Annotated in this window: 17 protein-coding genes; 10 read left to right on the top strand and 7 right to left on the bottom strand. The window is 67.8% G+C overall.

Translation table 11 applies throughout. The features are described 5' to 3' along the window. The first annotated feature begins 52 nt into the window (after positions 1 to 52). From NOV65_RS04865 to NOV65_RS04850, 4 genes are read left to right on the top strand one after another with little or no spacing between them, the layout of a single operon-like run. Positions 53 to 1828 carry an HD-GYP domain-containing protein gene (locus NOV65_RS04865; RefSeq protein WP_257304810.1) on the top strand — a complete coding sequence of 592 codons (1776 nt, stop codon included), beginning with the start codon at positions 53 to 55 and terminating at the stop codon, positions 1826 to 1828. A 22-nt stretch (positions 1829 to 1850) separates the two neighbouring features. Further along, positions 1851 to 2378, top strand: a complete 528-nt coding sequence (locus NOV65_RS04860) for a type II secretion system protein (RefSeq protein ID WP_257304808.1) — start codon at positions 1851 to 1853, stop codon at positions 2376 to 2378. Between the two features lie 6 nt (positions 2379 to 2384). Further along, a complete protein-coding gene (locus NOV65_RS04855) occupies positions 2385 to 3533 on the top strand; it encodes a D-alanyl-D-alanine carboxypeptidase/D-alanyl-D-alanine-endopeptidase (protein ID WP_257304807.1) in 1149 nt (382 codons plus the stop codon). 49 nt (positions 3534 to 3582) lie between these two features. Further along, entirely contained in the window at positions 3583 to 4485 is a 903-nt protein-coding gene (locus NOV65_RS04850; RefSeq protein ID WP_257304802.1) for a DMT family transporter, read from the top strand. Positions 4486 to 4507: 22 nt separating this feature from the next. Here NOV65_RS04850 and NOV65_RS04845 read toward each other — a convergent pair whose 3' ends face one another. The 3 genes from NOV65_RS04845 to NOV65_RS04835 are packed head-to-tail and all read right to left on the bottom strand — an operon-like array spanning position 4508 to position 8926. After that, the gene (locus tag NOV65_RS04845; protein WP_257304800.1) at positions 4508 to 5818 is read right to left on the bottom strand and encodes a carbohydrate porin; all 1311 of its coding nucleotides are present in this window, start codon (positions 5816 to 5818) and stop codon (positions 4508 to 4510) included. Between the two features lie 53 nt (positions 5819 to 5871). Beyond that, positions 5872 to 7170 carry an ABC transporter ATP-binding protein gene (locus tag NOV65_RS04840; protein ID WP_257304799.1) on the bottom strand — a complete coding sequence of 433 codons (1299 nt, stop codon included), beginning with the start codon at positions 7168 to 7170 and terminating at the stop codon, positions 5872 to 5874. Positions 7171 to 7177: 7 nt separating this feature from the next. Beyond that, the gene (locus tag NOV65_RS04835; RefSeq protein WP_257304798.1) at positions 7178 to 8926 is read right to left on the bottom strand and encodes an ABC transporter permease; all 1749 of its coding nucleotides are present in this window, start codon (positions 8924 to 8926) and stop codon (positions 7178 to 7180) included. Positions 8927 to 9220: 294 nt separating this feature from the next. Between NOV65_RS04835 and NOV65_RS15410 the strand changes: the two genes are divergently transcribed. Beyond that, a complete protein-coding gene (locus tag NOV65_RS15410) occupies positions 9221 to 12394 on the top strand; it encodes a serine/threonine-protein kinase (RefSeq protein WP_306671938.1) in 3174 nt (1057 codons plus the stop codon). Here NOV65_RS15410 and NOV65_RS04825 read toward each other — a convergent pair. Next, positions 12391 to 12744, bottom strand: a complete 354-nt coding sequence (locus NOV65_RS04825; protein WP_257304797.1) for a hypothetical protein — start codon at positions 12742 to 12744, stop codon at positions 12391 to 12393. The two genes, NOV65_RS15410 and NOV65_RS04825, sit on opposite strands and share 4 nt — an antisense overlap. Before the next feature lie 24 nt (positions 12745 to 12768). After that, a complete protein-coding gene (locus NOV65_RS04820) occupies positions 12769 to 13722 on the bottom strand; it encodes an AAA family ATPase (protein WP_257304796.1) in 954 nt (317 codons plus the stop codon). A 165-nt stretch (positions 13723 to 13887) separates the two neighbouring features. Here NOV65_RS04820 and NOV65_RS04815 point away from each other — a divergent pair, with 165 nt between their 5' ends. From NOV65_RS04815 to NOV65_RS04795, 5 genes are all read left to right on the top strand, one after another. Beyond that, entirely contained in the window at positions 13888 to 15036 is a 1149-nt protein-coding gene (locus NOV65_RS04815) for a thiolase family protein (protein WP_257304795.1), read from the top strand. 34 nt (positions 15037 to 15070) lie between these two features. Beyond that, entirely contained in the window at positions 15071 to 17434 is a 2364-nt protein-coding gene (locus tag NOV65_RS04810; RefSeq protein ID WP_257304794.1) for a 3-hydroxyacyl-CoA dehydrogenase/enoyl-CoA hydratase family protein, read from the top strand. A 128-nt stretch (positions 17435 to 17562) separates the two neighbouring features. Then, positions 17563 to 19605, top strand: a complete 2043-nt coding sequence (locus tag NOV65_RS04805; RefSeq protein ID WP_257304792.1) for an elongation factor G — start codon at positions 17563 to 17565, stop codon at positions 19603 to 19605. 202 nt (positions 19606 to 19807) lie between these two features. Next, positions 19808 to 21286 (top strand): DUF512 domain-containing protein, encoded by a 1479-nt coding sequence (locus NOV65_RS04800; protein ID WP_257304791.1) that lies wholly within the window; start codon positions 19808 to 19810, stop codon positions 21284 to 21286. A 32-nt stretch (positions 21287 to 21318) separates the two neighbouring features. Then, positions 21319 to 22206: a DMT family transporter gene (locus NOV65_RS04795; RefSeq protein WP_257304789.1), complete on the top strand. Its 888-nt coding sequence runs from the start codon at positions 21319 to 21321 to the stop codon at positions 22204 to 22206. 43 nt (positions 22207 to 22249) lie between these two features. Here the strand turns inward: NOV65_RS04795 and NOV65_RS04790 are convergent, their stop codons facing one another. Continuing rightward, entirely contained in the window at positions 22250 to 22744 is a 495-nt protein-coding gene (locus NOV65_RS04790; protein WP_257304788.1) for an ExbD/TolR family protein, read from the bottom strand. Further along, positions 22744 to 23244: an ExbD/TolR family protein gene (locus tag NOV65_RS04785; RefSeq protein WP_257304786.1), complete on the bottom strand. Its 501-nt coding sequence runs from the start codon at positions 23242 to 23244 to the stop codon at positions 22744 to 22746. Before NOV65_RS04785 ends, NOV65_RS04790 begins: the two co-directional genes overlap by 1 nt. Positions 23245 to 23262: the final 18 nt, after the last annotated feature.

The following is a 23262-nucleotide window of genomic DNA, read 5'->3' as shown; positions in this document are numbered from 1 at the left end:
GCCGCGGCTCTGCCATCATGGGCTCCCGAATCCTTCGGTCTGGACGCGCTCCATGGCGGTTTCCCCTCTCATTCTCGGTGAAGCGCTGGCAAACCGGTGCTCCCAGGTGCTCTACCGCTGCATGGAAGAGGTTGGCAGCACGAAGGGGGCCCTCTACCTCCGCGTGCCGGGCCAGGGCGCCTTCGAGGTCGTCAGCTTCTACGGATGGCCGCGGGGCACCCGGCCGCCGGTGGCCATTCCGGAGGGTCATCCGCTCCTGCTGAGGACCCAGCGGGCGCGCCGGACCTACGTGGTGAACGACGCCTCGGAATCGCCGGAGCTGTCGGCCTTCGGCCAGGGCGGGGAATGGCCCCGCTACCTGATCACGCCGGTCTACCTCCAGGGCGACTGGGTGGGTCTGCTCATCCAGCGAGACCGCATCAAGGGGGGGACCTTCGAATCAGAGCGGGATGAGCCACCCACCCTGGCCATCTGCGGGGATCTGGTGGAGGCCCTGAAGGAGTTCCACTTCTATGGGGGCCCCCGCACCGCCGTTCCCGTGCAACCGATCGGTCCCGGCCAGGTGCCGGAGGGGCTGCCCACGGCGGCGGACCTCATCGGGGAAGTCGCCCCCGAGCCCGAACGCCTGCTGCCGGCCCGATCTGCGGTCCCGCCCATGCCGGCGCCCGGGCCAGGCATCCCCTCCACGGGGCCCTCGAACAAGGAGCGGCTCTACGGATTTCCCGGCGGCAAGGACGGCTACACCTCCCTGCCCTGGGAGGCGGATCGCACCCTCAGCGGCTGGGTGGCCCCGGCACCGGTGAATTCCGAGCGCCAGAAGGGCATGGTGCCTCCCGAGCAACGGGCCTTCTTCTGGGAGATCGCGGGACTCATCAGCCAGATCCTGCCGGCCACGGCGGTGGCGCTCTGGATCGAAGATCCCGAGGAGATCCGACCCATCCTGGCCTTCAGCACCCTCCCCCTGTCCCCGGACCTCCAGCAGCAGATCCTGGCCCACGCCACGTTCCACCTGCCGACGGTGCGGGAACCGGATCTGCGCCTCATCAGCCGGACGGAAATGCCCGAGGTGCCGCCGCTGACCGGCGCCTTCGCCACCTACATGCCGCTTCTCCTCAACGAGACGCCCCACGGTCACGACCTGGTGATGGTGTTCCGCCTGGAGGATCATTCCTTCTCCCTCGCCGAGGTCGAAGCCATCCAGCAACTGAGCCGGGTGCTGGCGCTCCACCTCCAGGAGGCCCGGCTCCACGAGCGGTACCACCACGCCTTCCTGTCCGTGAGCCACCGCATCCTGCAATCCGGCGAAGGCCGGGTGCCGAGCCTGCGCCCCCACAGCCTGGCCACCGCCCGTCTGGCCCGGGATCTGGCCCTGATGCTCGACATGCCCACCGAGGATGTGGAGGCCGTGAGCATCGCGGCCATCCTGCACGATGTGGGTCTGTTGCTCCTGGATCCCCAGATGCTCGCCAAGCCCGCCTTGACCGAGGAGGACATGAAGAAGGTCCGCGACCACCCGGAGCTGGCGGCGGTCTTCCTCAAGGATCTGCGCTTCCCCTTCGACGTGATCCGGATCATCCGCCACCACCACGAGCGCTGGGACGGCCGGGGCTACCCCGAGGGCCTGCGCGAGACGGCCATCCCCATGGGCAGCCGCATCATCGGCCTCATCGAGGCCTACGAGGTCATGACCAGCGGCAAGGGCTACCGCCGGCCCCAGGGCTTCCGCCAGGCGCTGGCAGAGCTCCGGAACGAGGCGGGTTCGCAGTTCGACCCCGCTGTCGTGGAAGCTTTTTCCGAGCTCATGGCACGGAAAGAGGGAAGGGCCTGATAATTTAGGCCTGGGAGCATTGATGCGGTCCACCCCTCCACTCCGTACCCAGCGTGGCTTCACCATGGCCCTGGCGCTGGCGCTGGCCGTGGTGATGGGCGTGATGCTGATGAAGATGGGCCCCCGGCTGAGCGCCGAGGTCCAGCGGGAGAACGAAGCCGAACTGATCTTCCGGGGCGAGGCCATCGCCACGGCCCTCAGGGTCTATTTCGCCAAGACCAAGCGCTACCCCACGGACCTGGACGAGGTGATGAAGGTCCGTCCCCACATCCTGCGCCAGAAGTACCTGGATCCCATGACTGCCAGTGGCGAATGGCAGTTCGTCACCCAGGTGCAGGCCGGGGCCTCCGGAGACACGCAGGGCCTGCCCATCGTGGGGGTGCGCAGCCGCAGCAACATGGACAGCATCCACGCCTACCAGGGCAAGACCCTGGTGCGGGACTGGTTGTTCACGGCCGATGAGAACCTCCTCGGAGGCGGCGCCACCCTGGAGAACGAACGGACCCGGCGCAGCCTCAGGGGAACCGTGCCAACCCCCCAGAAGCAATGAGGTTCCATGCGGCTGTCCCTCCCGACCTTCTTCCTGGTGCTGCTGTCCGCCCTGCCTGCGGGTGCCCAGGACTTCCAGACCTGGGTGCGGGGCCTGGAGGCCCGCGGGGTCGAGGTGTCTGCCGGGATCTGGGACGTCGACACGGGCAAGGCCCTGGAGCGCCACCACGATGACCTGGCCCTGGTGCCCGCCAGCACCACCAAGGTGGTCACCACCTACGCGCTGCTGAAGACGCTCAAGCCGGACAGCACCATTGAGACCGAGGTGTGGGGCGATCTGAAGGACGGCGTGGTGCAGGGGGACCTCACCTTCAAGGGTGACGGCGATCCCCTCTTCACCAGCGAACGTATCTGGCTGCTGGCCCAGTCGCTGAAGAAGCTGGGCCTCCACCGGGTCACCGGGACCATCCTGCTGGACCAGAGTGCCTTCGATGCCCAGCGGGAGCCACAGGGCTGGGAGAACACCACCGCCGACACCCTGCCGGTCGTGCGGGCGCTCTCCGTGGACTTCAACCGGGCGGAGAACGGGCGCATCGTAGCCGATCCCGACCGCCTGGCCCGGGAGACCATCCAGCGCATCCTCGAGGAGACAGGCATCGCGGTCGAGGGCCGGGTGGGCGTCAACGGCCCGGTCGCCCCCCGCAAGCTGACGTCCTGGACCTCGCCGCCCCTGCGGGCCCTGGTGCAGGACATCAACAAGTGGTCCAACAACTTCATGATCGAGATGCTGGTGCGGAGGTTTGGCGCCGGCTCCTGGCCCCGGGGCATCCAGCGCGTCCAGGCCTTCTACCGGACGGCCTTCGGTCTGGGGCCGGAAGCCCTGCAGATCACGGATGGCTCCGGGCTCAGCAAGGACAATCGCCTGTCGGCCCGGACCCTGGCCATCATCCTGCGAGGGGCGTACCACGATTTCGAGGTGGGGCCTGAGTTCGTCTCATCCCTGAAGATCATCGGGGGCGAGCCCTGGAAGCTGAAGGTGAAGGACCCCAACCTCACCCGCCGGGTGCGGGTGAAGACCGGCCACCTCGACCGGGTCACGAGCCTCAGCGGCTACCTCCAGACCTTCGACGGGAAGGTAAAGGTGTTCGCCATCCTGCTGAACGGGCCTGCCCACGATGAGGATGTCTGGGAGCAGGTCTCCCGCTGGGCGAACTGAGTTCCTTCAGCCCTTGCGCCCTCAGGCATCCGGCGGTGATGCTGGAGCCATGGATGGGACGCGGGCGGGGACGCCGGATCCGAGAGGCCTGGCGGCCCTGATCCTCGGGGCTTCGCTCCTGGGGTTCGCGGCCATGCTGGTGCGCTGGGCCACCCCCGCGGGGCCGCTGGCGGTGGGCTTCTACCGCATGGCCATCGCGCTGCCACCCGTGGCCTGGCTGGCCTGGCGGGCCCGGGGGACGGCGCGGCCGCACATCGGGCGGGCCCGGCTCTGGGCCGGCGTGGCCGGTCTCTGCTTCGTGGGCGACCTGTGGATGTGGCACTCGGCCCTCCATCACACGAGCGCCGCCAACGCCACGCTGCTGGTCACACTGGCGCCCATCTGGGTGGCGGTGGTCTCCGTGGTGTGGATGGGCGCCCGGTTGCGGCGCCGCTTCTGGCTGGGCGTGCTCCTCGCCCTGGCCGGGGCTCTGGTGCTGGGCCTGGCCAAGGGCGCCCGTTGGGGCACGGGGCTGGGTGAGCTGCTGGGGGCCCTGGCCTCCCTGGCCTATGGGGCCTTCACGCTGGTGCTCGGCCGGGCGCGTCAGGAACTCAGCGCCCCGGAGGCCCTGTTCTGGGTGGTGCTCTGCTGCACGGTGGGCTTCGGTGCCCTGGGGCTCATCCAGGGCGAGACGTTCAGCGGCTATCCCGCCCGCGCCTGGTGGGCCCTGGCCGGGCTGGGCCTGGGCGTGCAGGTGGTGGCCTGGTGGCTCATCACCTGGGGCATGGGCCATGTGTCCACGAACGTGGGCGCCATGGGCCTCATGACCCAACCCGTGGCCACGGTCATCCTGGGCTGGCTGCTCCTGGGCGAATCCGTGCGGCCCATGCAGGGGCTGGGCACCCTCCTGGTGCTGGCGGGCATCGCCGCCTGCGCTTTTGCGCCGCCGGTGGCGACCCCCGGGGAGATGTAATCTCCGGGGCTGTCGTCTCTGGTCAGAGCTGCAGATGGAGGCGCAGGCCATAGATGGTGGCCGGGCCCCGGTCGCGGTTGAAGGCGAGGTGCTCGAACCGTTGGGCCTCAAGGCTGAAGCTGCCGAAGGACCCGAAGGCCAGGGCGTAGTAGGCATCCACCACGCGCTCGGCCGAGTAGGCCAGACGACCGTCGCCCACCATGAAGCCGTACCCTCCGGCCGCCAGATAGTCGCGGTGGTCCCGGTTCAATCCGTTGGCCGCGAAACCGAGGCCGACCCGGTCACCACTGCGGCCCCAGGCCCTGCCACTGGCGGACAGGCCCATGGACAGAGTCCGCTCCACTTCGGTGAAGGCCCAGGATTCCGTCTTCCCGTCATTCCAGCCTGCCCGGAGGAACAGGCCCAGGTCCGGGGTGACGGCCTGCTCGGCATTGAGGCCGAACCCATGCTTGGCGCGGCCCGAAGCGCGGGTGGTCGTCACGTCAGGGGAGGCGGGCATGAGGTCGATGGCCTTCCGGTACGACCCCATGCGGGCGTGGTTCTCGAAGGCGAGCAGGCGCAGGGCGCCCTTCTGGCCGCCAAGCTCGTGATCGTGCTCCAGCTCGATCACCTCACCGTGCGCGTGGCGGACGTCGTGGTCCAGCTCCAGCTGGTTTGCCTCCTTCGGCTCCATGAGGGACCCAGCCCGCAGGGCCCAGTCGTCGTGGATCCACTCCAGGGCCACGCCCCAGGTGTAGCCGCGGGTATCCGCCGGGTAGTCCCAGGCTGCGTGGGCCCAGAGGCTCCAGTTGTTGAACTGGGTGCGGGCGTCATGGCTGTAGGTGTTGGCATCGAAGATATCCGTTCCCGACAGCTTGCCGACTGTGAGTACCACGCGGTGGTGGCTCTGGTGGGTGGCCACCTGGTTGGGGCCGTCTGCCACGGCCTCGGTGGCGCTCTCCAGGTTCCAGGTCTGGCGCAGGAAGAGCCGGGCCAGGCCCACCTTGAGCGTGGTGCTGTCCACGCGATAGGTTGCCCCGTTCGGAGGTGCGGCGAGGCCCAGAACCCGGCTGACCCCAGCTCCCGCGAAGGCCTCGGCGTTGGCATAGAGCTCGGCGCCCTCCCACAGCCGGCGACCGGCGAAGAAGGTGGTCGTGAAGGATCCCCGGACCTCGCGGCGGTCCTGGAGGCTGTTGTCGCCCGCGTAGGGAGAGGTGAACCCGCCGTGGCCCTGGAGCTGGTAGGTGAGCTGACCGTGGAGGGACCAGGGATCCGGGGTGGGAGCCTCCGGACCCTGGGCCGCCAGGGCGATGGGCAGGCAGAAGCAGGCAAGGAAGAGTAGGCGCTTCGTCATGGCGCGATCCGATCGGACTCAGGTTGGGTGGCAGGTCGTGGGGGCGGGCCCGGCTACTCCGGCGTGAGGACGCCGCGTTCCTCGCGGTAGGCGAAGAGTTCCCCGAAACGGCCCCAGGCCACAAGGGTCTCGAAGGTCTTCTCCGGGTCCTCCATGGGCAGTCGCGTGGCCAGTTCCTGGAGGAGGATCTCCTCGGACAGCTCGCCGTCCTCGAGGCGCATCATTTCCTGCACGACGCGGAAGAGCCGCAGCTCCAGGAGCTGAGCCCGCCACAGATCCTTGCGATCGTCCATGTTCGCGTTCACGAAGCGCTTGCCCAGGGGCGTGAGCAGAACGCCACGCTTGGGGGTGTCCACCAGGTCCAGCATTTCCGCGGCTTTCACGGTGGTGAGCACCTTCTCGAAGGCGACATGGGTATGCGAGGCCACCTGGAAGAGGTCGCTGGTGCCCCCCTGAGCGTCGAGGAACTCCAGCAGACCCAGGATGTCGCCGCTCTGGGCCATGGGCAGGGGCTCCACCTGGTCCTCCTGGGGGGCGGCGCTGGGGATGGGGGTGGTGATCTGGACATCGGGCAATTCGGCGCTGGTGAAGATGTCGTGGAGGTGATCGACCAGCTTCATGAATTCCGGAGAGCGGCTGTCGCGGGGCCGGGCCATGGGCACGTCCACGATGGTCCGCAACGTGCCCGGACTGCCGGAGAGCAGGGCCACGCGGTCGGCCATGAGCAGGGCTTCGCGGATGGACTGGCTCACCATCACGATGGCCGAGGGGTTGCGTTCCTTGTCCGCCCAGATGTCGATGATCTCGGCCCGCAGCGCCTCCGCGGTGAGGGCGTCCACTTGGCTGAAGGGCTCGTCCATGACCAGGATCTCAGGGTCCACGGCCAGGGCCCGGGCCACGCCCACGCGCTGCTTGGTGCCCCGGGAAAGTTCCCGGGGGAAAGCCTCCTCGAAGCCCTCGAGGCCGACCTTGCGGATGGCCTGATGGGCCCGCTCGCGGACTTCACCCTCGGGCAGGTCCCGGGCGCGCAGAACCACGCGGACATTCTCCTCCACGGTCATCCAGGGGTAGAGGGCGAAGCTCTGGAACACCATGGCAACGCCGGGATTCAGGCCATCGAGCTTCTCGCCGTGGTGGCGGACCTCGCCCTGGGTGGGGGGCATCAGGCCCGCGAGCAATCGCAGGAGGGTGGACTTGCCGGAGCCATTGGGGCCGATGAGGCAGAGGATCTCGTCCGGGCGCACCTCGAGGCGGATGTCCTCAAGCACGCGCTGGACGCCACCCCGGGGCCCGGGGAAGCGCATCTGGACGCCGCGGAGTTCGCAGATGGGGGAGGTGTGGGGCTGCTGCATGTCCACCTCAGCGGTTGAGTGCGTAGCGGGTCTCGGCCAGGCGATAGAGGGGCACCCAGACGAGACGGTTGAAGAGGACGACCAGGGCCGCCATGAGCAGGGCGCTGGCCGCCAGGTGGGGCATGGAACCTTGTTCCGTGGCCAGCACCACCTCGGCGCCCAGGCCGAAGGTCCGGAGCGTGTGCTGCCTGGTGGTGACGATCTCCGTGATGATGCTCGCGTTCCAGGCCCCGCCGGTAGCGGTCACCCAACCGGTGACGAGGAAGGGGAACACCGCCGGGAAGTAGAGGTTCCAGCAGCGCTTCCACAGCGACATCCGATAGGCCGTGGCGGCCTCGCGAAGGTCCGCGGGAATGGCCTGGGCCCCCGCGATGATGTTGAAGAGCAGGTACCACTGGGTGGACAGCACCATCAGGAGCACGCAACTCACACCCAGGCCGATGCCCAGGGAGCTGAACACCAGGATCAGCGACGCGAAGATCAGGGAGGAGGGGAAGGAGGCCGCCACCTGCACCACGGATTGGAGGCGCCGGGACCACTTCGGCGACATGCCGATCCACAGGCCCACGGGCAGGGTCCAGAGGGTGGCCAGGAACGTGGAGAGGAGCACCCGCGACAGGGAGGCCCCGCCGGCCTTGAGCAGGACCAGCCACTTCGCGCCACTCACCTCGGCCAGCAGCCGCACGACGGAGAACGCTCCCAGCGAAAGCAGCGCCAGGATTCCCACCATGGCCGAGGTGGCCACCCATGAGCCCAGCCGCCCGGGCCGCTGGAACTCCTCGTGGGCCTTCCGGATGAAGGCCGGGCGCGGGGTCCGCTGGTGCAGGCGCTGGTTGCGGCGGCGTTCCAGCCACTTCAGGAGCCGGGAGCGGCGGAACAGGCGGAGCAGCCAGTTCTCGCCGGGGTCCACCTCGCCGCCCTCGTCGACCTGGAAACGTTGGGACCACGCGACCACGGGGCGCCAGACCAACTGGTCCAGCAGGATCACCAGCACCAGCATGGTGAGGATGGCGTAGATCTGGGCGCGGGTGCTCCCCTGCTCCACCGCGGTATTCATGTAGGAACCCAGGCCCGGGAGCTGGAAGTTCTTGTTGCCCGCGTGGAAAGCCTCGGCGGACATGAGGAAGAACCAGCTGTTCGCCACGCTGACCATGGAGTTCCAGACCAGGCCCGGCGTGGCGAAGGGGATTTCGACCCAGCGGAGCTTCTGGAGCCAGGTGAAGCCGTAGAGGCTGGAGGTCTCCTCCAGCTCCTTGGGCAGGGTCTTCAGCGACTGATAGAAGCTGAAGGCCATGTTCCAGGCCTGGCAGGTGACGATGAGCAGGATCGCCGACAGCTCCAGCCCGATGTTGCTGCGGGGGAAGAGGGTGAGCATGAGCAGCAGCACTGGCGGCAGGAAGGCCAGCAGCGGCACGCTCTGGAGGATGTCGAGGATGGGCACCAGCACCCGCTCGGCCCGCGGGTCCTTGGCGGCCCAGTAGGCCACTACCAGCGTGAAGGCCAGCGATACGACGTAGGCGGCGATGGCCCGGATCAGGGACAGCAGGAGGTACTTGGGCAGGGCCCAGGCGCTGAGGGCGATCTCCACCGTGGGCCGCTGGACGGCGGTCCATTCCTTCCCCACCAGCCAGAGCGCCGCCAGCGTGCCCACCAGGGCCGCGAGCACGAGCAGGTCGATCCAGCGGCGGTGCCGAATGGGCGCCGTCAGCAGGTTCATCGCCTGGCCCCAGACGGTGTCGAGGAAGCGGTGGATCATGGCCGGTCCGGAGGAGCGGATGGGGCGCTGTGGGGCGCGCCGCCATCCCGTTCAGGGGGCGGATTCGGGGGAGCCGGAAGAACAGGTGATGGCCGCCTCAGCGGGCGGCGCAACACGACGGAGGTTCGGAAAGGTCGGATTGTCGTCCCATCGAACCTCCTTTCCGGCGCCAGGGCCATGGCCAGTCTGACCCCCGCCCCCGCCTTGGTCAACTCGGGAAGTGCTTCACCTGCAACCCCAAAGGGGGCACCATGAACGGTTCATCGAGGAGCGGAATCGTGCGGAACGGCAGCCATGGCGACCGCTGAGGAGCGGGTGCTGGCCTTGGCCGTGGCCCGAGGCCTGCTCGAGCCCGGTGACATCAGCGGCCACCTGGATGACCTGGTGGCCTTGGGGCGCCTGGATGGTGGGGACCGCCGGATGCTGGAGCAGGAACTGGCCGATCTGGAGGCCGTCGAGGCGAACCACTGGTCCGTGGAGATCACGGCGCAGGCGCACGCGGCCTCGGACGGAGCAGCCACTGAGTTGGCCCCCCTGGGAGATCCCTCGCCATCCGCCCTGGAGGCGGCCTTCCCCGCCACCGGACTCCGGCACAGCGGGATCTTCCGTGCCAAGACCCTGGAACGCTGGGGCCGCTTCGAAACCCTCGAGCTCCTTGGCGAAGGCGGCATGGGCCGCGTGTTCCGGGCCACGGACTCCCGCCTCCGCCGGACCGTGGCCCTGAAGCTCCTCCGGCGGGACGACCCGGTCCTCATCCGACGCTTCATCCAGGAAGCCCAGCTCCAGGCCCGGGTCGACCACCCGAACGTCTGCCGGGTGCATGAAGTTGGTGAGTGGCGCGGGCAGCCCTACATCGTCATGCAGTTCATCGCCGGGGAGACCTTGCTGAAGGCCGCGCCCGCGATGTCGTTGGAGGCGCTGCTCCGCCTGCTGACGGAGGTCTGCGAAGGCGTTCACGCGGCCCACCGCGTGGGCCTCATCCACCGGGACCTGAACCCCGCCAACCTCATGGTGGAGCGATTGGAGGACGGGTCCACCCGGGCCTGCGTGCTCGATTTCGGGCTTGCTCGGGGCACCGAGGGGGGGCGCTTCACGGAAACCGGCCAGGTGATGGGCACCGTCAGCTACATGTCTCCCGAGCAGGCGCGGGGGAACACGGCCCTGCTGGACCGCCGGTCGGATGTCTATTCCCTGGGCGCCACCCTCTACGAGCTGCTGACCGGGGATCCGCCCTTCGGGGGGGAAGGACTCGAGTGCATGACGCGGATCGTGAAGGACGACCCCGTGCCCGTCCGGACCCGGGTGCCCACGATCCCGGCCGATCTCGATACCGTGGTGCTCACCTGCCTCCAGAAGGATCCGCGCCGCCGGTACGCCACGGCCCGGGCGCTGGGGGAGGACCTCCAACGCATCCTGGACGGGGAACCCATCCAGGCCCGTGCGGCCACGCCGGTGGAGCGGATGGTCCACTGGGCGCGGAAGCACAAGGCCCTGGTGACGGCATCGGCCGCGGTCTGCCTTTCCATCGCGGTCTTCGGCGGGTTCGCCGTGCGCGAACGGCTGCGGGCCCAGGTCCAGGCCGCCCACGCCCAGCGCTTCGCCCAGGCCGCCGAGCGCATCGAGGCCCTGGGCAGGTACCTGCGTATCCAGCCGGCGCGGGATCTGACGCAGGATCAGGCGGATCTACGGGCTCGGGTGGAGGCCCTCTCCCAGGAGGTCCAGGCCGCCGGCCCGCTGGCTGCGGCGCCGGGCGCCTACGCGCTGGGGCGGGCGCACCTGGCCCTGGACGATCCGTCCGGGGCCCGAACCCAGCTGGAGCGGGCCTGGGCGCTGGGCTTCCGGACACCGGAGGCGGCCCACGCTGAAGGCCGGGCCCTGGCGGCGATCTACCAGATCGAGTTGGGCAAAGCCTCTGCCCTGCCCGATCCGGAGCTCAGACAGCGTCGGCTCGACGAGCTGAAGGAGACCTTGCGGGAGCCCGCGGCTGACTGGCTGAGGCGCGGCGCCAGCGCCAGCCTGGAGCCTGCGGCCTTCCGGGCGGGTCTGCTCAGGCTGATGGAAGGCCAGCCGCAGGAGGCTGTCCGGCTGGCGCGGGAAGCCCAGATCCAGGCCCCCTGGTTCTACGAGGCCCTGCGCCTGGAGGCCGAGGCCTGGCTGACCCAGGCGCGCTTCGCCCAGGAAGCGCAAGTCGCCCAGCCCGCTCTGGAGACGGCGGGCCGAATCCTCGCGCAGGCGGAGCTTCGGGCCCCTTGCGATGTGGATCTCCTCAGTCTGGACATGCGGCGTTGGCAGGAGGCCGTGGCGCGGGGCTGGGAATCGGGGGCTGATCCCAAGGCTCCGGTCCTCGCCCAGGTGGCCGTGGCCGACCGCTGGGCCCAACTCCAGCCTGCAGACGCCGAGCCCCTGGCCTGGCGGGCCCGGGCCCGGGGGGAGATGGCACGGTATCTGACCTTCCGAGAGATCGATCCCGGGGCTTGGCTGACCCAGGCGAAGGCCGATGCGGACGAGGCCCTGCGGCGGGATCCCGGCGAAGTCGAGGCCTTTGCAGCCCAGGCTTCGGTCCTGCGCACGGAAGGCTTCCGCATGGTGAGCCGGGGGGAAGATCCCACGCAGCGCCTGCAGGAAGCGATGGCCGCCGCCGACCGGGGCCTCCGCCTCGATCCCGGGCATATCGTCCTGATGAACATCCGCAATTCTGCTCTGCTGGCCTGGATCGACCATGCCCGCCTGAGTGGCATGTACCGACGCGCCGAGGCGCTGCCATACCTCCAGATGGCCCGGGTGGAGGCGGAGGCGCATCCTGAGGGTGCGTACTACCAGGCAAACCTGGGTGGGGTGGCTCAAGCCATGGCGAAGGCCGAGTTGGCAGCCGGTCAGGATCCTACTGCTGACGTGGACGAGGCCGTCCGGGCCTATGAAGCTGGCCTGAAGCTCCAACCACGCCATACGGGCCTTCATCGGGGCATTCTCATCGCACGGGCCGTCCAGGCCCGGGCCATGGTTCAGAGAGGAGGGGATCCCTCAGGGGTCGCCGAGCAGGCGCGAGCCGCGTTCCGGCGGGCCCAGAGGGCCGAAGTTCCCCTTTCAACCCTGGCGCCGTTTTTCCTGGATGTCCTCCTTTCGGCTGCGACCCAGGCCATGGCGCAGGGCCAGGAGGCTGGCACCTATCTGGACGAGGCGGGCCCGGTGTCCCTCCAGCAGGACAGCAGATCTGAAGATCCGGTGGAGCCGGGCACGATCCGACTGCGCTACATCGCCCTCATGCTGCGCACGGACCATCGACCGCAGCCGCCAGCCCTCCGGGAGACGGGTCAGGCCATTGCCAACGCCCTGGCACGGCTCAAGCCCGTGGACCCGGGCTTCTGGATGGCCCTGGCTCAATTCCGGGAAGCCACCGGCGACGTTACCGCCGCGGCCCAGGCACGGGCGCGGGGCAGGGCCCTGGACTCGAGGCGGCGCCCCCGCTAACCGTTCGTCGGATTCATGATGCTCTTGGACAGGTAGGCGGGTGTCGTCCCGTCCTCCTTGGGGTGGTTCCAGATCTGATTCACCACGGCCGGGGTCATGGGAAGGTGCGGCTGGTCGCCGATGATGGGTTCGCCGTGGGGGAAGTGGCGGAGAAAATCCTCCCGGGTCATCTGCTTGCCTTCGGCGGGCCCGCCCTTGTCGTAGAACTTGCCGAAGACCTCCACGGCCCGATCGCTCCACACGAGCGCGTCGGTGGCCTTGGGATCGATGGTGTGGACCCGCGTGGTGCCGTCGGGCATGAGCACGTTCAGGGTGATGCCGGTGATCCGGGGGCGGGGCGGGGTGGCCATGATGGCTCTCCAGTGACGTGAGGTTCAGGGGCGGGGCACGGCCTGGAGCAATTGGGCAATGACCTGATCCGTGGTGGCGCCGTCCGCCTCGCTCTCGAAGGTGAGCAGCAGGCGGTGGCGCAGCACGTCGGGCGCGAGGTCCACCACGTCCTGGGGCAGCACGTGGTCGCGGCCCTGGAGGTAGGCCAGGGCACGGGTGGAGGCCTGGAGCGAGAGCGAGGCCCGGGGGCTGGCCCCACAGCGCAGGAGTTCCTTGCCCTTCCAGACCTTGCCGTGGCCGGGCCGCGTGGCCTGCACCAACCGCACGATGTAGGTGCGGATGGCGTCGTCCAGGCGCACCTTCTGGGCTTCGCGGCCCGCGGCCAGAAGGCTCGCGGCGTCCACCACAGGGTTCACCTCGTCGCCGTTCAGGTGGGCGCGGCGCAGCACTTCGACCTCCTCTTCCTGCTTGGGGTAGTCCACCCGCAGCTTGAACAGGAAGCGGTCCATCTGGGCTTCGGGCAGGGGGAAGGTCCCCTCCTGCTCCAGGGGATTCTGAGTGGCCAGCACCAGGAAGGGCTCCGGCAGGCGGAAGCTCTCCTCACCCAGGGTGACCTGACGCTCCTCCATGGCCTCCAGCAGCGCGGCCTGCACCTTGGAGGGCGCGCGGTTGATCTCGTCCGCCAGCAGCAGGTTCGTGAAGATGGGGCCGCGCTTGGGCGTGAAGGTGAGTTGCTTGGGGTCGAACACCAGCGTCCCCACCACGTCGCTGGGCAGCAGGTCCGGTGTGAACTGGATGCGGCGGAAGCTGGTGTGGCTGGCCGAAGCGAGCGTCTTGATGGTGCGCGTCTTCGCCAGGCCCGGCAGGCCCTCCAGCAGCACGTGGCCGCGGCAGAGCAGGGCCACCAGCAGCCGGTTGAGCAGCTGCGGCTGGCCCACGATCACCTTGCGGCATTCAGCGAGCAGGGGTTCCAGGGAGTGGGCGGAGGTCGCGGTCATGGGGTGTCCTGAAGGTCCTCTCATCTTGACTGGATCCGGGCTGGACCGGAATGGCGCATTGACCCCCGGTAGGTCAGCATGACCCACGGTAAGTGCTTACGCGCTCTGTGGCCGGTGCTAGGCTCCTCCAAACCCCGATCCCAGTCACTTCCCCATGGAGGACCCATGCGATCCGCAGTCATCGTCGAAGCCAAGCGCACACCCATCGGCCGGGGGGTCAAGGGGGCCTACGCGGCCACCCGACCCGAGCAGCTGGGTGCGGTGGTCATCGAGGCCATCAAGCCCCTGCTGAAGGACTGGTCGGGCCTGGAGGACGTGCTGGTGGGCTGCGCCATGCCCGAGGGCGAGCAGGGCATGAACATGGCCCGGCTGATCAGCTTCCGGGCGGGTCTGCCCATCACCGCCGGCGCCGCCACCATCAACCGCTTCTGCGGCAGCAGCCAGGAGACCATGCTCATGGCCGCCCGGGCCATCATGGCGAACCAGGGCGACCTCTTCCTCACCGGCGGCGTGGAGAGCATGTCCAAGGTGCCCATGATGGGCTTCAACCCCAGCGTGGACCCCTACATCAGCGAGCACTACCCTGCGGCCTACTGCTCCATGGGCATCACCGCCGAGAACCTGGCCAAGGAATACAAGATCAGCCGCAAAGACCAGGACGAATTCTCCTACCAGAGCCACCAGAAGGCCGCCGCCGCCTGGAAGGCCGGGAAGTTCGAAAAGGAGATCGTCCGCTTCGAGGCCAAGGGTCTCGACGGCAAGCCCAACACCCTCCAGCAGGACGAGTGCATCCGCGCCGAAACCACCCTCGAGAAGCTGGGTGAGCTGAAGGCCGCCTTCATGGTCGATGGGTGCGTCACCGCCGGCAACAGCTCCCCTGTCACCGACGGCGCCGCCTTCCTGCTGGTGATGGAAGAAGGTCTGGCGAAGTCCCTGGGGCTGAAGGCCCGGGCCCGGATCATCGGTGGCGCAGTCGCTGGCGTGGAGCCGGATCGCATGGGCATCGGCCCTGTGCCCGCCGTGAAGAAGGTGCTGGACCGCTTCGGCCTCAAGCTGGATCAGATCGACGCCATGGAACTGAACGAGGCCTTCGCCGCGCAGAGCCTGGCGGTCATCCGCGAAGGCGGCTATGACATGGCGAAGGTGAATGCCTGGGGCGGCGCCATCGCCGTGGGCCACCCGCTTGGCGCCAGCGGCGCCCGCATCCTGACGACCCTGCTGAACCGCCTCGAGACCGACGGTGGCAAGTACGGCATCGCCACCATGTGCATCGGTGGCGGCCAGGGCATCGCATCCATCATCGAGAAGCTTTGATCCAACCACGCGAATCGACATCAGGAGGTTGGACATGAACATCAAGAAGATCGGAGTCCTCGGGTCCGGCGTGATGGGCTCGGGCATTGCGGCGCACGTCGCCTCGGCGGGCTGTCAGGTCGAGTTGCTGGACATCGTCATTGACGAGGCGGCGCCGGACAAGCTGGCGGAGGGCGCCCTGGCGGCGCTGGCGAAATCCAAGCCGGCCCTCGCCATGCACGCCTCATACCTCAAGAAGATCCGCCCCGGGAACCTGCGGGACCACCTGGATCGCCTGGCGGACTGCGACTGGGTGGTGGAAGTGGTCAAGGAGGATCTCGCCATCAAGCGGGAGTTGTACGGCCGCCTGGAGCCCAAGCTCAAGGCGGGCGCCTGGATCAGCTCGAACACCTCGGGCATCCCGCTGAAGCTGCTGGTCGAGGGACGCAGCGACGCCTTCCGGCAGCACTTCGTCATCACCCATTTCTTCAATCCGGTCCGCTACCTGCGCCTGCTCGAGTTCGTGAAGGGCCCCGAGGTGGATGAGACGGAGGCCCAGGCCTTCCGAACCTGGCTGGAGGAAGCCCTCGGCAAGGAAGTGGTGCCGGCCTACGACAGCCCCACCTTCATCGGCAACCGCATCGGCATCCACAGCATCATGGCCACCCTGCACATGGCCCTCGCCGAAAAGATCCCCTTCGAGGTGCTGGATTCGGTGCTGGGCGACGCCGCCGCCCGGGCCAAGAGCGCGGCCTTCCGCACGGCGGATCTGGCGGGCGTGGACATCCTCGCCGCCACGGCCAAGAACGTCTACGATCTCTGCCCCAACGACGAAGTGCGCGACGTCTTCAAGTTCCCGGAGTTCCTCCAGTACATGCTGGACAACAAGCTGCTGGGCAACAAGACCAAGCAGGGCTTCTTCAAGAAGGGCCCGAAGGACGCCAAGGGCAAGAAGAGCTTCCTGGCCCTGGACCCCACCACCCGCGAGTACGTTCCGCAGGTGAAGCGGGACTGGCCGATCCTGAAGGAACTGAAGGGCATCGACGATCCCGCGGAGAAGGTAAAGACGCTGCTGACCAGCGACACCGAGGCCGGCCGCCTGGCTTGGCGCTGCATCGCGCCCAACCTCACCTATGCCGTGAACCGGCTGGGCGAGGTGACGGATGGCCCCCTGAACGTGGACCGCGCCATCAAGAACGGCTTCGCCTTCGACCTTGGCCCCTTCGAGACCTGGGACACCCTGGGTGTCGAGCGGGTCGTGGCCCGCATGAAGTTCGAGGAGCTGCCCATCGCACCCCTCGTGGAGAAGATGCTCGCCAAGGGCATCACCAGCTTCTATCGCTGGGAGCACGGCGTCCCCGTGGCGCAGCTCAATCCGAAGACGCTGGCTTACGACGCGATCCTGGAAGACAAGCGCGTGATCATCCTCAAGCGCGAGGAGGGCCGCGGGAAGGTGATCGCGGAGAACGGCAGCTGCCAGCTCTTCGATCTGGGCGATGACGTGGCCTGCCTGAGCTTCCACAGCAAGATGAACGCTCTCGACGACGGCATCATCATGCTGATGGAGGACACCATCCAGAAGCACATCCCCGGCCGCTTCAAGGGTCTGGTGGTGGGCAACCAGGGCCAGCACTTCAGTGCCGGCGCCAACCTCGTCATGGTGCTGAACGCCGCCAAGGACAAGCAGTTCGACCTCATCGAGGAGGTGGCCCGGCGTCTGCAGTACGCCGCCCGCATGCTCACCTACGCACCGTTCCCCACCGTGGCGGCGCCCTTCAACCTGGCCCTTGGCGGCGGTTGCGAGATGACCATGGCCTGCCAGCGGGCCGTGGGCCATGCCGAACTTTACATCGGCCTGGTGGAAGTGGGCGTGGGCGTCATCCCCGCGGGCGGGGGCTGTCTCCAGATGCTCCTCCGCATGGAAGACGCCATGGCCGCCAAGGGCGAGTTGGGCCCCATGCCCAAGGTGAAGGCCTCGTTCCAGTTCATCGGCACCGCGAACGTGAACACCAGCTTCGACGAGGCCCAGCGCAACGGCTACCTGCGGCGCACGGACCGCCGCGTGATGAACAAGGCCTTCCTGCTGAACGAGGCGAAGCAGGAGGTCCTGAAGATGGCCGCCGACTTCCAGCCCGTCAAGGAGCGCACCCTGCGCCTGCCCGGCCGGGGTGGGAGCGAGGCCCTCAAGATGGCCGTCCGCGACTTCCAGCTGCAGGGTCTGGCCAGCGAACACGATGCCGTCATCATGGGCGAGCTGGCCAATATCCTCTGCGGCGGGGACGTGAGCGTGGTCCAGGAGGTCACCGAGGAGCGGATCCTGGAACTGGAGCGGCAGGCTTTCGCCCGCCTGTGCAGCTACGAGAAGACCCAGGCCCGCATGGATGCCATCCTGAAATCGGGAAAGCCCCTGCGAAACTAGGGCGAACCACCGTTATTTTGTGACTTATGCCGCCTTTTTCGAGGCGGCATTTTTTTGGGTTGCCAGGGGGTACACAGGTCGGAACACTTGGGGCGGTCGATATCCGAACCCCACAATCAGGAGGCACTGTGAGCGGCAATTCTCAGTCAACTCCACGCGTAGCGGCCATCGTGGGCCCCTACCTCTCCGGAAAGACCTCCTTGATGGAGAGCCTTCTCTTCGTGGCAGGCGCCCTGCCGCGCAAGGGCTCCATCAAGGAGGGGAACACCGTCGGCGACGCCTCCATGGAAGCGAAGGCCCGCCAGATGAGCGTCGAGGCCAGCCTCGCGGCCTGCACCTACGAGGGTGAGAACTGGACCCTCATCGACTGCCCAGGCTCCGTCGAGTTCCGCCAGGAGACAGTCCACGCCCTCATGGCCGCGGACATCGCCGTGGTGGTGTGCGATCCCGATCCGACCCGCGCATTGATGGCCGCGCCCGCCCTGAAATTCCTCGACGACCACAAGATCCCGCACGTGATGTTCATCAACAAGATGGAGGCCCCTGGCAGCGCGGGGCGGCTGAAGGACGTGTTCAACGCCCTGCAGCTGGTGTCTGAGCGCCCCCTGGTGCTGGTGGAGGTCCCCATCCACGAGGGCGACCAGATCACAGGCTATGTGGACCTCATCAGCGAGCACGCCTACCAGTACGAGGCCGGCAAGGACGCGGATCTCAAGCAGCTGCCGGATTCCGTGTTGCCCGAGGAGCGCGAGGCCCGTCAGCTCATGCTGGAGAAGCTCGCGGACTTCGATGACCACCTCATGGAGGAGCTGCTGGGCGATGTGGTGCCTTCGATCGAGGAGGTCTCCGACGATCTGGCCAAGGACGTGCGGGACGACCTGCTGGTACCAGTCTTCTTCGGCTCAGCGGACAAGGACGCCGGCGTGCGCCGCCTCTTCCAGGCCCTCTGCGACGAAGCGCCCCGGGTGGACGCCACGGCCGCACGGCTGGGGATCCCCGAGGGGAAGGACACGCTGGTGCAGGTGTTCAAGAGCGTCCACGCCCAACACGTGGGCAAGCTGAGCATCTCCCGCGTGTGGCGCGGGGAGGTGGCGGACGGCGCCATCCTGGCGGGCAACCGGGTGAGTGGCATCAACCGGCTGTTCGGCTCCCAGCAGATCAAGCAGGCGAAGGCTTCTGCCGGCGAAGTGGTCGCCCTGGGCCGCATGGACGAGGTGCGCACCAGTGAGGGCCTCACGCCCACCACCCGGCTGGAACTTGCCTGGCCCGAGCCCCTCCAGCCCATGCTGGCCCTCAGCCTGCACACCACCAAGAGCGGCGACGACGTGAAACTGTCGCTGGCCCTCCAGAAGCTTTGCGAGGAGGATGCCTCCCTCCAGGTGGAGCAGAACGCCGAGACCCAGGAGCGCGTCCTCTGGGGCCAGGGCGAGGTCCACCTGAAGTGTGCGCTGGACCGCCTCAAGAGCCGCTTCGGCCTCGATGTCCAGCAACACCCGCCCATGGTCCCCTACCGCGAGACCTTCACGAAGGGCGCCAAAGTGCATGGCCGCCATAAGCACCAGACCGGCGGCCACGGCCAGTTCGGCGATGTCTGGTTCGAGGTCAAGCCATTGCCGCGCGGCACGGGCTTCCAGTTCGAGGAACGCATCGTTGGGGGCGTGGTGCCCAAGAACTTCTTCGGCGCCATCGAGCACGGCGTGGTGGACTGGATGAAGCGCGGCCCCCTGGGCTTCCCGGTCGTGGATATCCATGTGGCCCTGGTGGACGGCAGCTACCACACCGTGGACAGCTCCGACATGGCCTTCAAGACCGCGGCCCGCATCGGCATGACCGAGGCCGCCCCCGTCTGCCATCCGGTGCTGCTGGAGCCCATCTCCGAGGTCCACATCAGCGTCCCCAGCGAGTACACGCCCAAGGCGCAGCGCCTGGTGACCGGAAGGCGTGGCGGTCAAGTCCTCGGCTTCGACGCCAAGCCTGGCTGGAAGGGCTGGGACGTGGTCTCCGCCTACATCCCCCAGGCCGAGATGAGTGACGTCATCGTGGAGCTCCGCAGCCTCACCATGGGCGTCGGCTCCTTCACCTGGTCCTTCCACCATCTGCAGGAGCTGGTCGGCCGGGATGCCGACAAGGTGGTGGAGGCGCGGAAGCAGGCGAAGGCCGCCGCGCAGTGAATGCTCTCCGGGGGTTCCGCGCTGCGCGCACACCCCCGGGCCCCCGCGAAGAAGCCCGGCGAAGCCGGACTTCTTCTTTGGTTTCCGTACCCAGCGGGCGCGGCTCCAGGCAGGGCCGGAGAATAGGAAAAGCCATAAAGCCTTCTGGATGAGACAATCTATCTCCGGATTCCCGACGGGAATCCGGAGCATGGAGCAGCGCTTGGCCCAGAAAGGCGTACAGATCATCGCGGTGGAATCGGACAGCCTGGCCGAGGAGGCCGGCATCCGTCCGGGCGACACATTGCTGGAAATCCATGGCGAGGCGGTGCTGGATCAGCTGAACTACCAGTTCCTCATCACCCGGGAGGACGAGGCGAAACTGCTCGTCCAACGACCCGATGGCAGCACGTTCGAGGCCTTCGTGGAGAACGGCGGCGAGGGCATCGGGGTGGATCTGGCCCAGGACGAGGTCAAGGTCTGCAAGCAGAACTGCGTGTTCTGCTTCGTGCACCAGATGCCCAAGGGCTTCCGGAAGTCGCTCTACCTCAAGGACGAGGACGTGCGCCTCTCCTTCCTCTACGGCCACTTCACGACCCTCTCCAGCAGCGACGAGGCTGAGCTGGATCGCATCGTCCGAGAGCGCCTGAGCCCCATCCACGTTTCGGTCCACGCTACGGATCCAGAGGCGCGGGTGAAGGTGGTGGGCAACCCACGGGAAGGCCACATCCTCCGCAAGATCGACCGCCTGTTGGATGGGGGTATCGATGTCCACACGCAGGCGGTGGTGGCCCCCGGGCTCAACGACGGGGCCATCTGGCAGCAGACGGTGGACGACCTCTGGACGCGCCGGAAGGAGGGCAGGGGCAGCGTCCTGAGCCTGTCCTGTGTGCCCGTGGGGCTCACGTCCCACCGGGAGAACCTGCCCTCGGTGGCCGACGTGGATGCGGCCTTTGCCCGGGACTGGGTGGCCCGCTGGATGCCCGAAGTGCGGAAGTACACCAAGGCCAACGAGGGCGAGCCCTGGCTGCTGCTGGCGGACGAGTGGTTCACCCGGGCGGGCATCGAGGTGCCCGGACGGGCTTTCTACTCGCGCTCCTGGGCCCAGCTGGAAAACGGGGTGGGCCTGGTGCGCCGCTTCCTGGAGCACAGTCGACGGTTCATCAAGAGCCCCCGGGCGAAGGGTTTCACCGGTCGGCGGGTGCTGCTGCTGACGGGCTCGAGCTTCGCGCCCACGCTCGCGCGCGTGGCCGCTGAACTGAACCGCGCCGTCGGGAGCCACCTGCGGGTGGTGCCGGCCCGGAACTTCAGCTTCGGGGACAGCGTCACCGTGGCGGGCCTGCTTTGCGGCGAGGACCTGAAGTATGCCGCTCACGCCGACAGGGATGCCAAGGGTGGCCGGAAAGATTGGGTGGATGCGGTGGTGGTGCCCTCGTCCAGCCTGCGCACGCACACGGGCCCCACGGACCAGTACACCCTGCGCGGCGTGGTGGTGCGGGAGGAGGGCACCTTCCTGGACGACCTCACACTGCCCCAGATGGCGGCGGAGCTGGGTGTGCCCACAGTGCCCAGCGGTGCGAACCTCTCCCACCTCCTGGATCACCTGGAGGCCGCCGACCGTGGCGCCTTCCGGGGGGGGGCCCTGACCTCGGCCTTCCACACCGCGGGCCTGAATCTGCCGCAGGGTGCCTACAACCCCTGACGGGGCGCGGGTTTCGCGGCAGGATGGAGGGTATGACCGCCTCCATCGCTGCCCAGTCCCGCCGTCGCATGGTGGCCCGCGCGGAGTTGGCCGGTTCCGCGGTGTGCTTTGGCCTGATGGCGATCCTGGCGCGAAAGCTCACGCTGCCGGGCATGGGGTTCACGGCGGGCCACCTGGCTGTGCTGCGGTTCGTGGTGGGGGCCCTGGTGAGCCTCGCGGCTTTTGGCCTGATCCCCGGGCTCTATCGCCCCACCAACTACCGGCTGCTGGTGACGCGGGGGCTCTCCGGCGGGGCGGTCGTGGTGCTCTACTTCTACGCCCTGGCCCATATCCCGGCGGGGGAGGCGGGCATCCTCTACAACGTGTTCCCGGTGATCGCCGTGGTGATCTCCCTGGCACTCTTCAAGGAGCGGCCCACCATCCACCTCTGGTTGGCCATCCTGGCGGCCTCCCTGGGCGTGGTGCTGGTGCTCAGCCAGGGGCACCTGGGGCTTGGGCTCGGACGGGGGGAGCTGGCCGCCCTGGCTGCGGCCGTCTTCGCGGCCACCAGCGCCAACGCCATCCGGGCGGCGCGCCACACGGAGAACGCGGCGACCATCTTCTTCTTCTTCTGCATGGCGGGACTGCCTGTGGTGCTGCCCTTCGCCCTCTCCCCATGGCCTGACAGGTTAGGTGCCTGGGGGCTGGCCGTCCTCATGAGCCTGCTGGCCTTCGGGGGCCAGATGCTGATGTCCGAGGCTTACGGGACCCTGGCCGTCTCCGAGGCGGCGGTCTGGCTCCAGCTCCTGCCCATCGTCCAGTACCTGCTGGCGGTGCCACTGCTGGGCGAGCAGGCCACTGGAGCTGGCTTGGCGGGCGTCCTGATCACCGTGGCGGGGGTGGCCTACGGCACGGTGCTGGGGCACCGCCAGCGGACATGAAAAAGGGCCCCGGATGGGGCCCTTTTCGTGGGATCGGGGACACCTAGCTGACGGGCGCGGCCACGATGCGCTTCTTGAGAGAGACAGCGACCTTCACATCGCCGCCGTCCTGGCCCTGGAACTTGTCGAGCTGCTCGAGGGACTTCTTCTTGGCCATTTCCGAAGCGACGCGGATGGCATCGAGCACATCCACCATGGCCTGGAACTTGACGTCCTCATCCACCTTCAGGAAGACCTTCCGGTAGTTAAGGGGCTGCAACATCACGGCATCGGGCAGCTTGGCCTTGAGGCCATCGGCGTCGATCTTGTCCTGCTGGAGCGTCATCGAGCCGTCCTGGTCCACCTGGATCAGGATGTTGTTCGGATCGGGCTTGGGCGGAGTGGAGGTCTGGACGACCTGGGGCACCACCACCTTCATGGCCTTGCTGAGGCCAGGCACCATCACGATGAACACGATCAGGAGCACCAGCACGATGTCGATCAGCGGGGTGACGTTGATATCGGTTTTTGCTTTGCCTTTGGCGCCGCCGGCATCCATCAGTTACCCCCTTCCTTCTTGGTGTCCTTGTCCTCGCTGGTCACGATGGACGCCTCGTCGGCGCCGCCCTTCCGGCAGGACTGGAACAACTCGTTGACGAACTTGAAGGGCAGATCGGCGTCGGCCTTGATGAACACCCGCTTGTCGTTCAGCTGGGACACGTTGCGGTTGATGTAGTCTTCAAGCTTCTGGCGCTGGCCTTCGTCATTGATGAAGAAGCGCTCGTCCTTGGCGTCCTTGTCGTCGATAAGCACGGGGCCGGGACCGGTCACCTCGTACTTGTCGTTGCGCTTGGAGGTCAGCATGAGGGTCAGGTACTTCTGGCCTGCGTCCTGCTGCTGGTCCACCTTCGGGGCATGCTTGGACAACGGCAACTTCACGGCATTGTTAACGGCGGGCGTGATCACGATGAAGATGATCAACAGCACCAGCACGATGTCCACAAGTGGCGTGACGTTGATGTCGGACTTCATCCCACCCTTGGAACCACCTGTATCCATGGTGTGTTCTCCTTAGAA

Source organism: Geothrix campi (assembly GCF_024609265.1).
In the GTDB taxonomy this organism is placed as follows: Bacteria; Acidobacteriota; Holophagae; order Holophagales; family Holophagaceae; genus Geothrix; species Geothrix campi.
Note: the sequence above shows the minus strand (reverse complement) of the source record. Positions and strands in the feature narration are given on the sequence as shown.

Excerpts from the sequence above, each read along its gene's own strand:
- NOV65_RS04795 (WP_257304789.1), top strand. The coding sequence starts at position 21,319 with ATGACCGCCTCCATCGCTGCCCAGTCCCGCCGTCGCATGGTGGCCCGC.
- NOV65_RS04790 (WP_257304788.1), bottom strand. The coding sequence starts at position 22,744 with ATGGATGCCGGCGGCGCCAAAGGCAAAGCAAAAACCGATATCAACGTC.
- NOV65_RS04865 (WP_257304810.1), top strand. The coding sequence starts at position 53 with ATGGCGGTTTCCCCTCTCATTCTCGGTGAAGCGCTGGCAAACCGGTGC.
- NOV65_RS04810 (WP_257304794.1), top strand. The coding sequence starts at position 15,071 with ATGAACATCAAGAAGATCGGAGTCCTCGGGTCCGGCGTGATGGGCTCG.
- NOV65_RS04825 (WP_257304797.1), bottom strand. The coding sequence starts at position 12,744 with ATGGCCACCCCGCCCCGCCCCCGGATCACCGGCATCACCCTGAACGTG.
- NOV65_RS04840 (WP_257304799.1), bottom strand. The coding sequence starts at position 7,170 with ATGCAGCAGCCCCACACCTCCCCCATCTGCGAACTCCGCGGCGTCCAG.
- NOV65_RS04850 (WP_257304802.1), top strand. The coding sequence starts at position 3,583 with ATGGATGGGACGCGGGCGGGGACGCCGGATCCGAGAGGCCTGGCGGCC.
- NOV65_RS04820 (WP_257304796.1), bottom strand. The coding sequence starts at position 13,722 with ATGACCGCGACCTCCGCCCACTCCCTGGAACCCCTGCTCGCTGAATGC.
- NOV65_RS04785 (WP_257304786.1), bottom strand. The coding sequence starts at position 23,244 with ATGGATACAGGTGGTTCCAAGGGTGGGATGAAGTCCGACATCAACGTC.
- NOV65_RS04855 (WP_257304807.1), top strand. The coding sequence starts at position 2,385 with ATGCGGCTGTCCCTCCCGACCTTCTTCCTGGTGCTGCTGTCCGCCCTG.
- NOV65_RS15410 (WP_306671938.1), top strand. The coding sequence starts at position 9,221 with ATGGCGACCGCTGAGGAGCGGGTGCTGGCCTTGGCCGTGGCCCGAGGC.
- NOV65_RS04845 (WP_257304800.1), bottom strand. The coding sequence starts at position 5,818 with ATGACGAAGCGCCTACTCTTCCTTGCCTGCTTCTGCCTGCCCATCGCC.
- NOV65_RS04860 (WP_257304808.1), top strand. The coding sequence starts at position 1,851 with ATGCGGTCCACCCCTCCACTCCGTACCCAGCGTGGCTTCACCATGGCC.
- NOV65_RS04815 (WP_257304795.1), top strand. The coding sequence starts at position 13,888 with ATGCGATCCGCAGTCATCGTCGAAGCCAAGCGCACACCCATCGGCCGG.
- NOV65_RS04835 (WP_257304798.1), bottom strand. The coding sequence starts at position 8,926 with ATGATCCACCGCTTCCTCGACACCGTCTGGGGCCAGGCGATGAACCTG.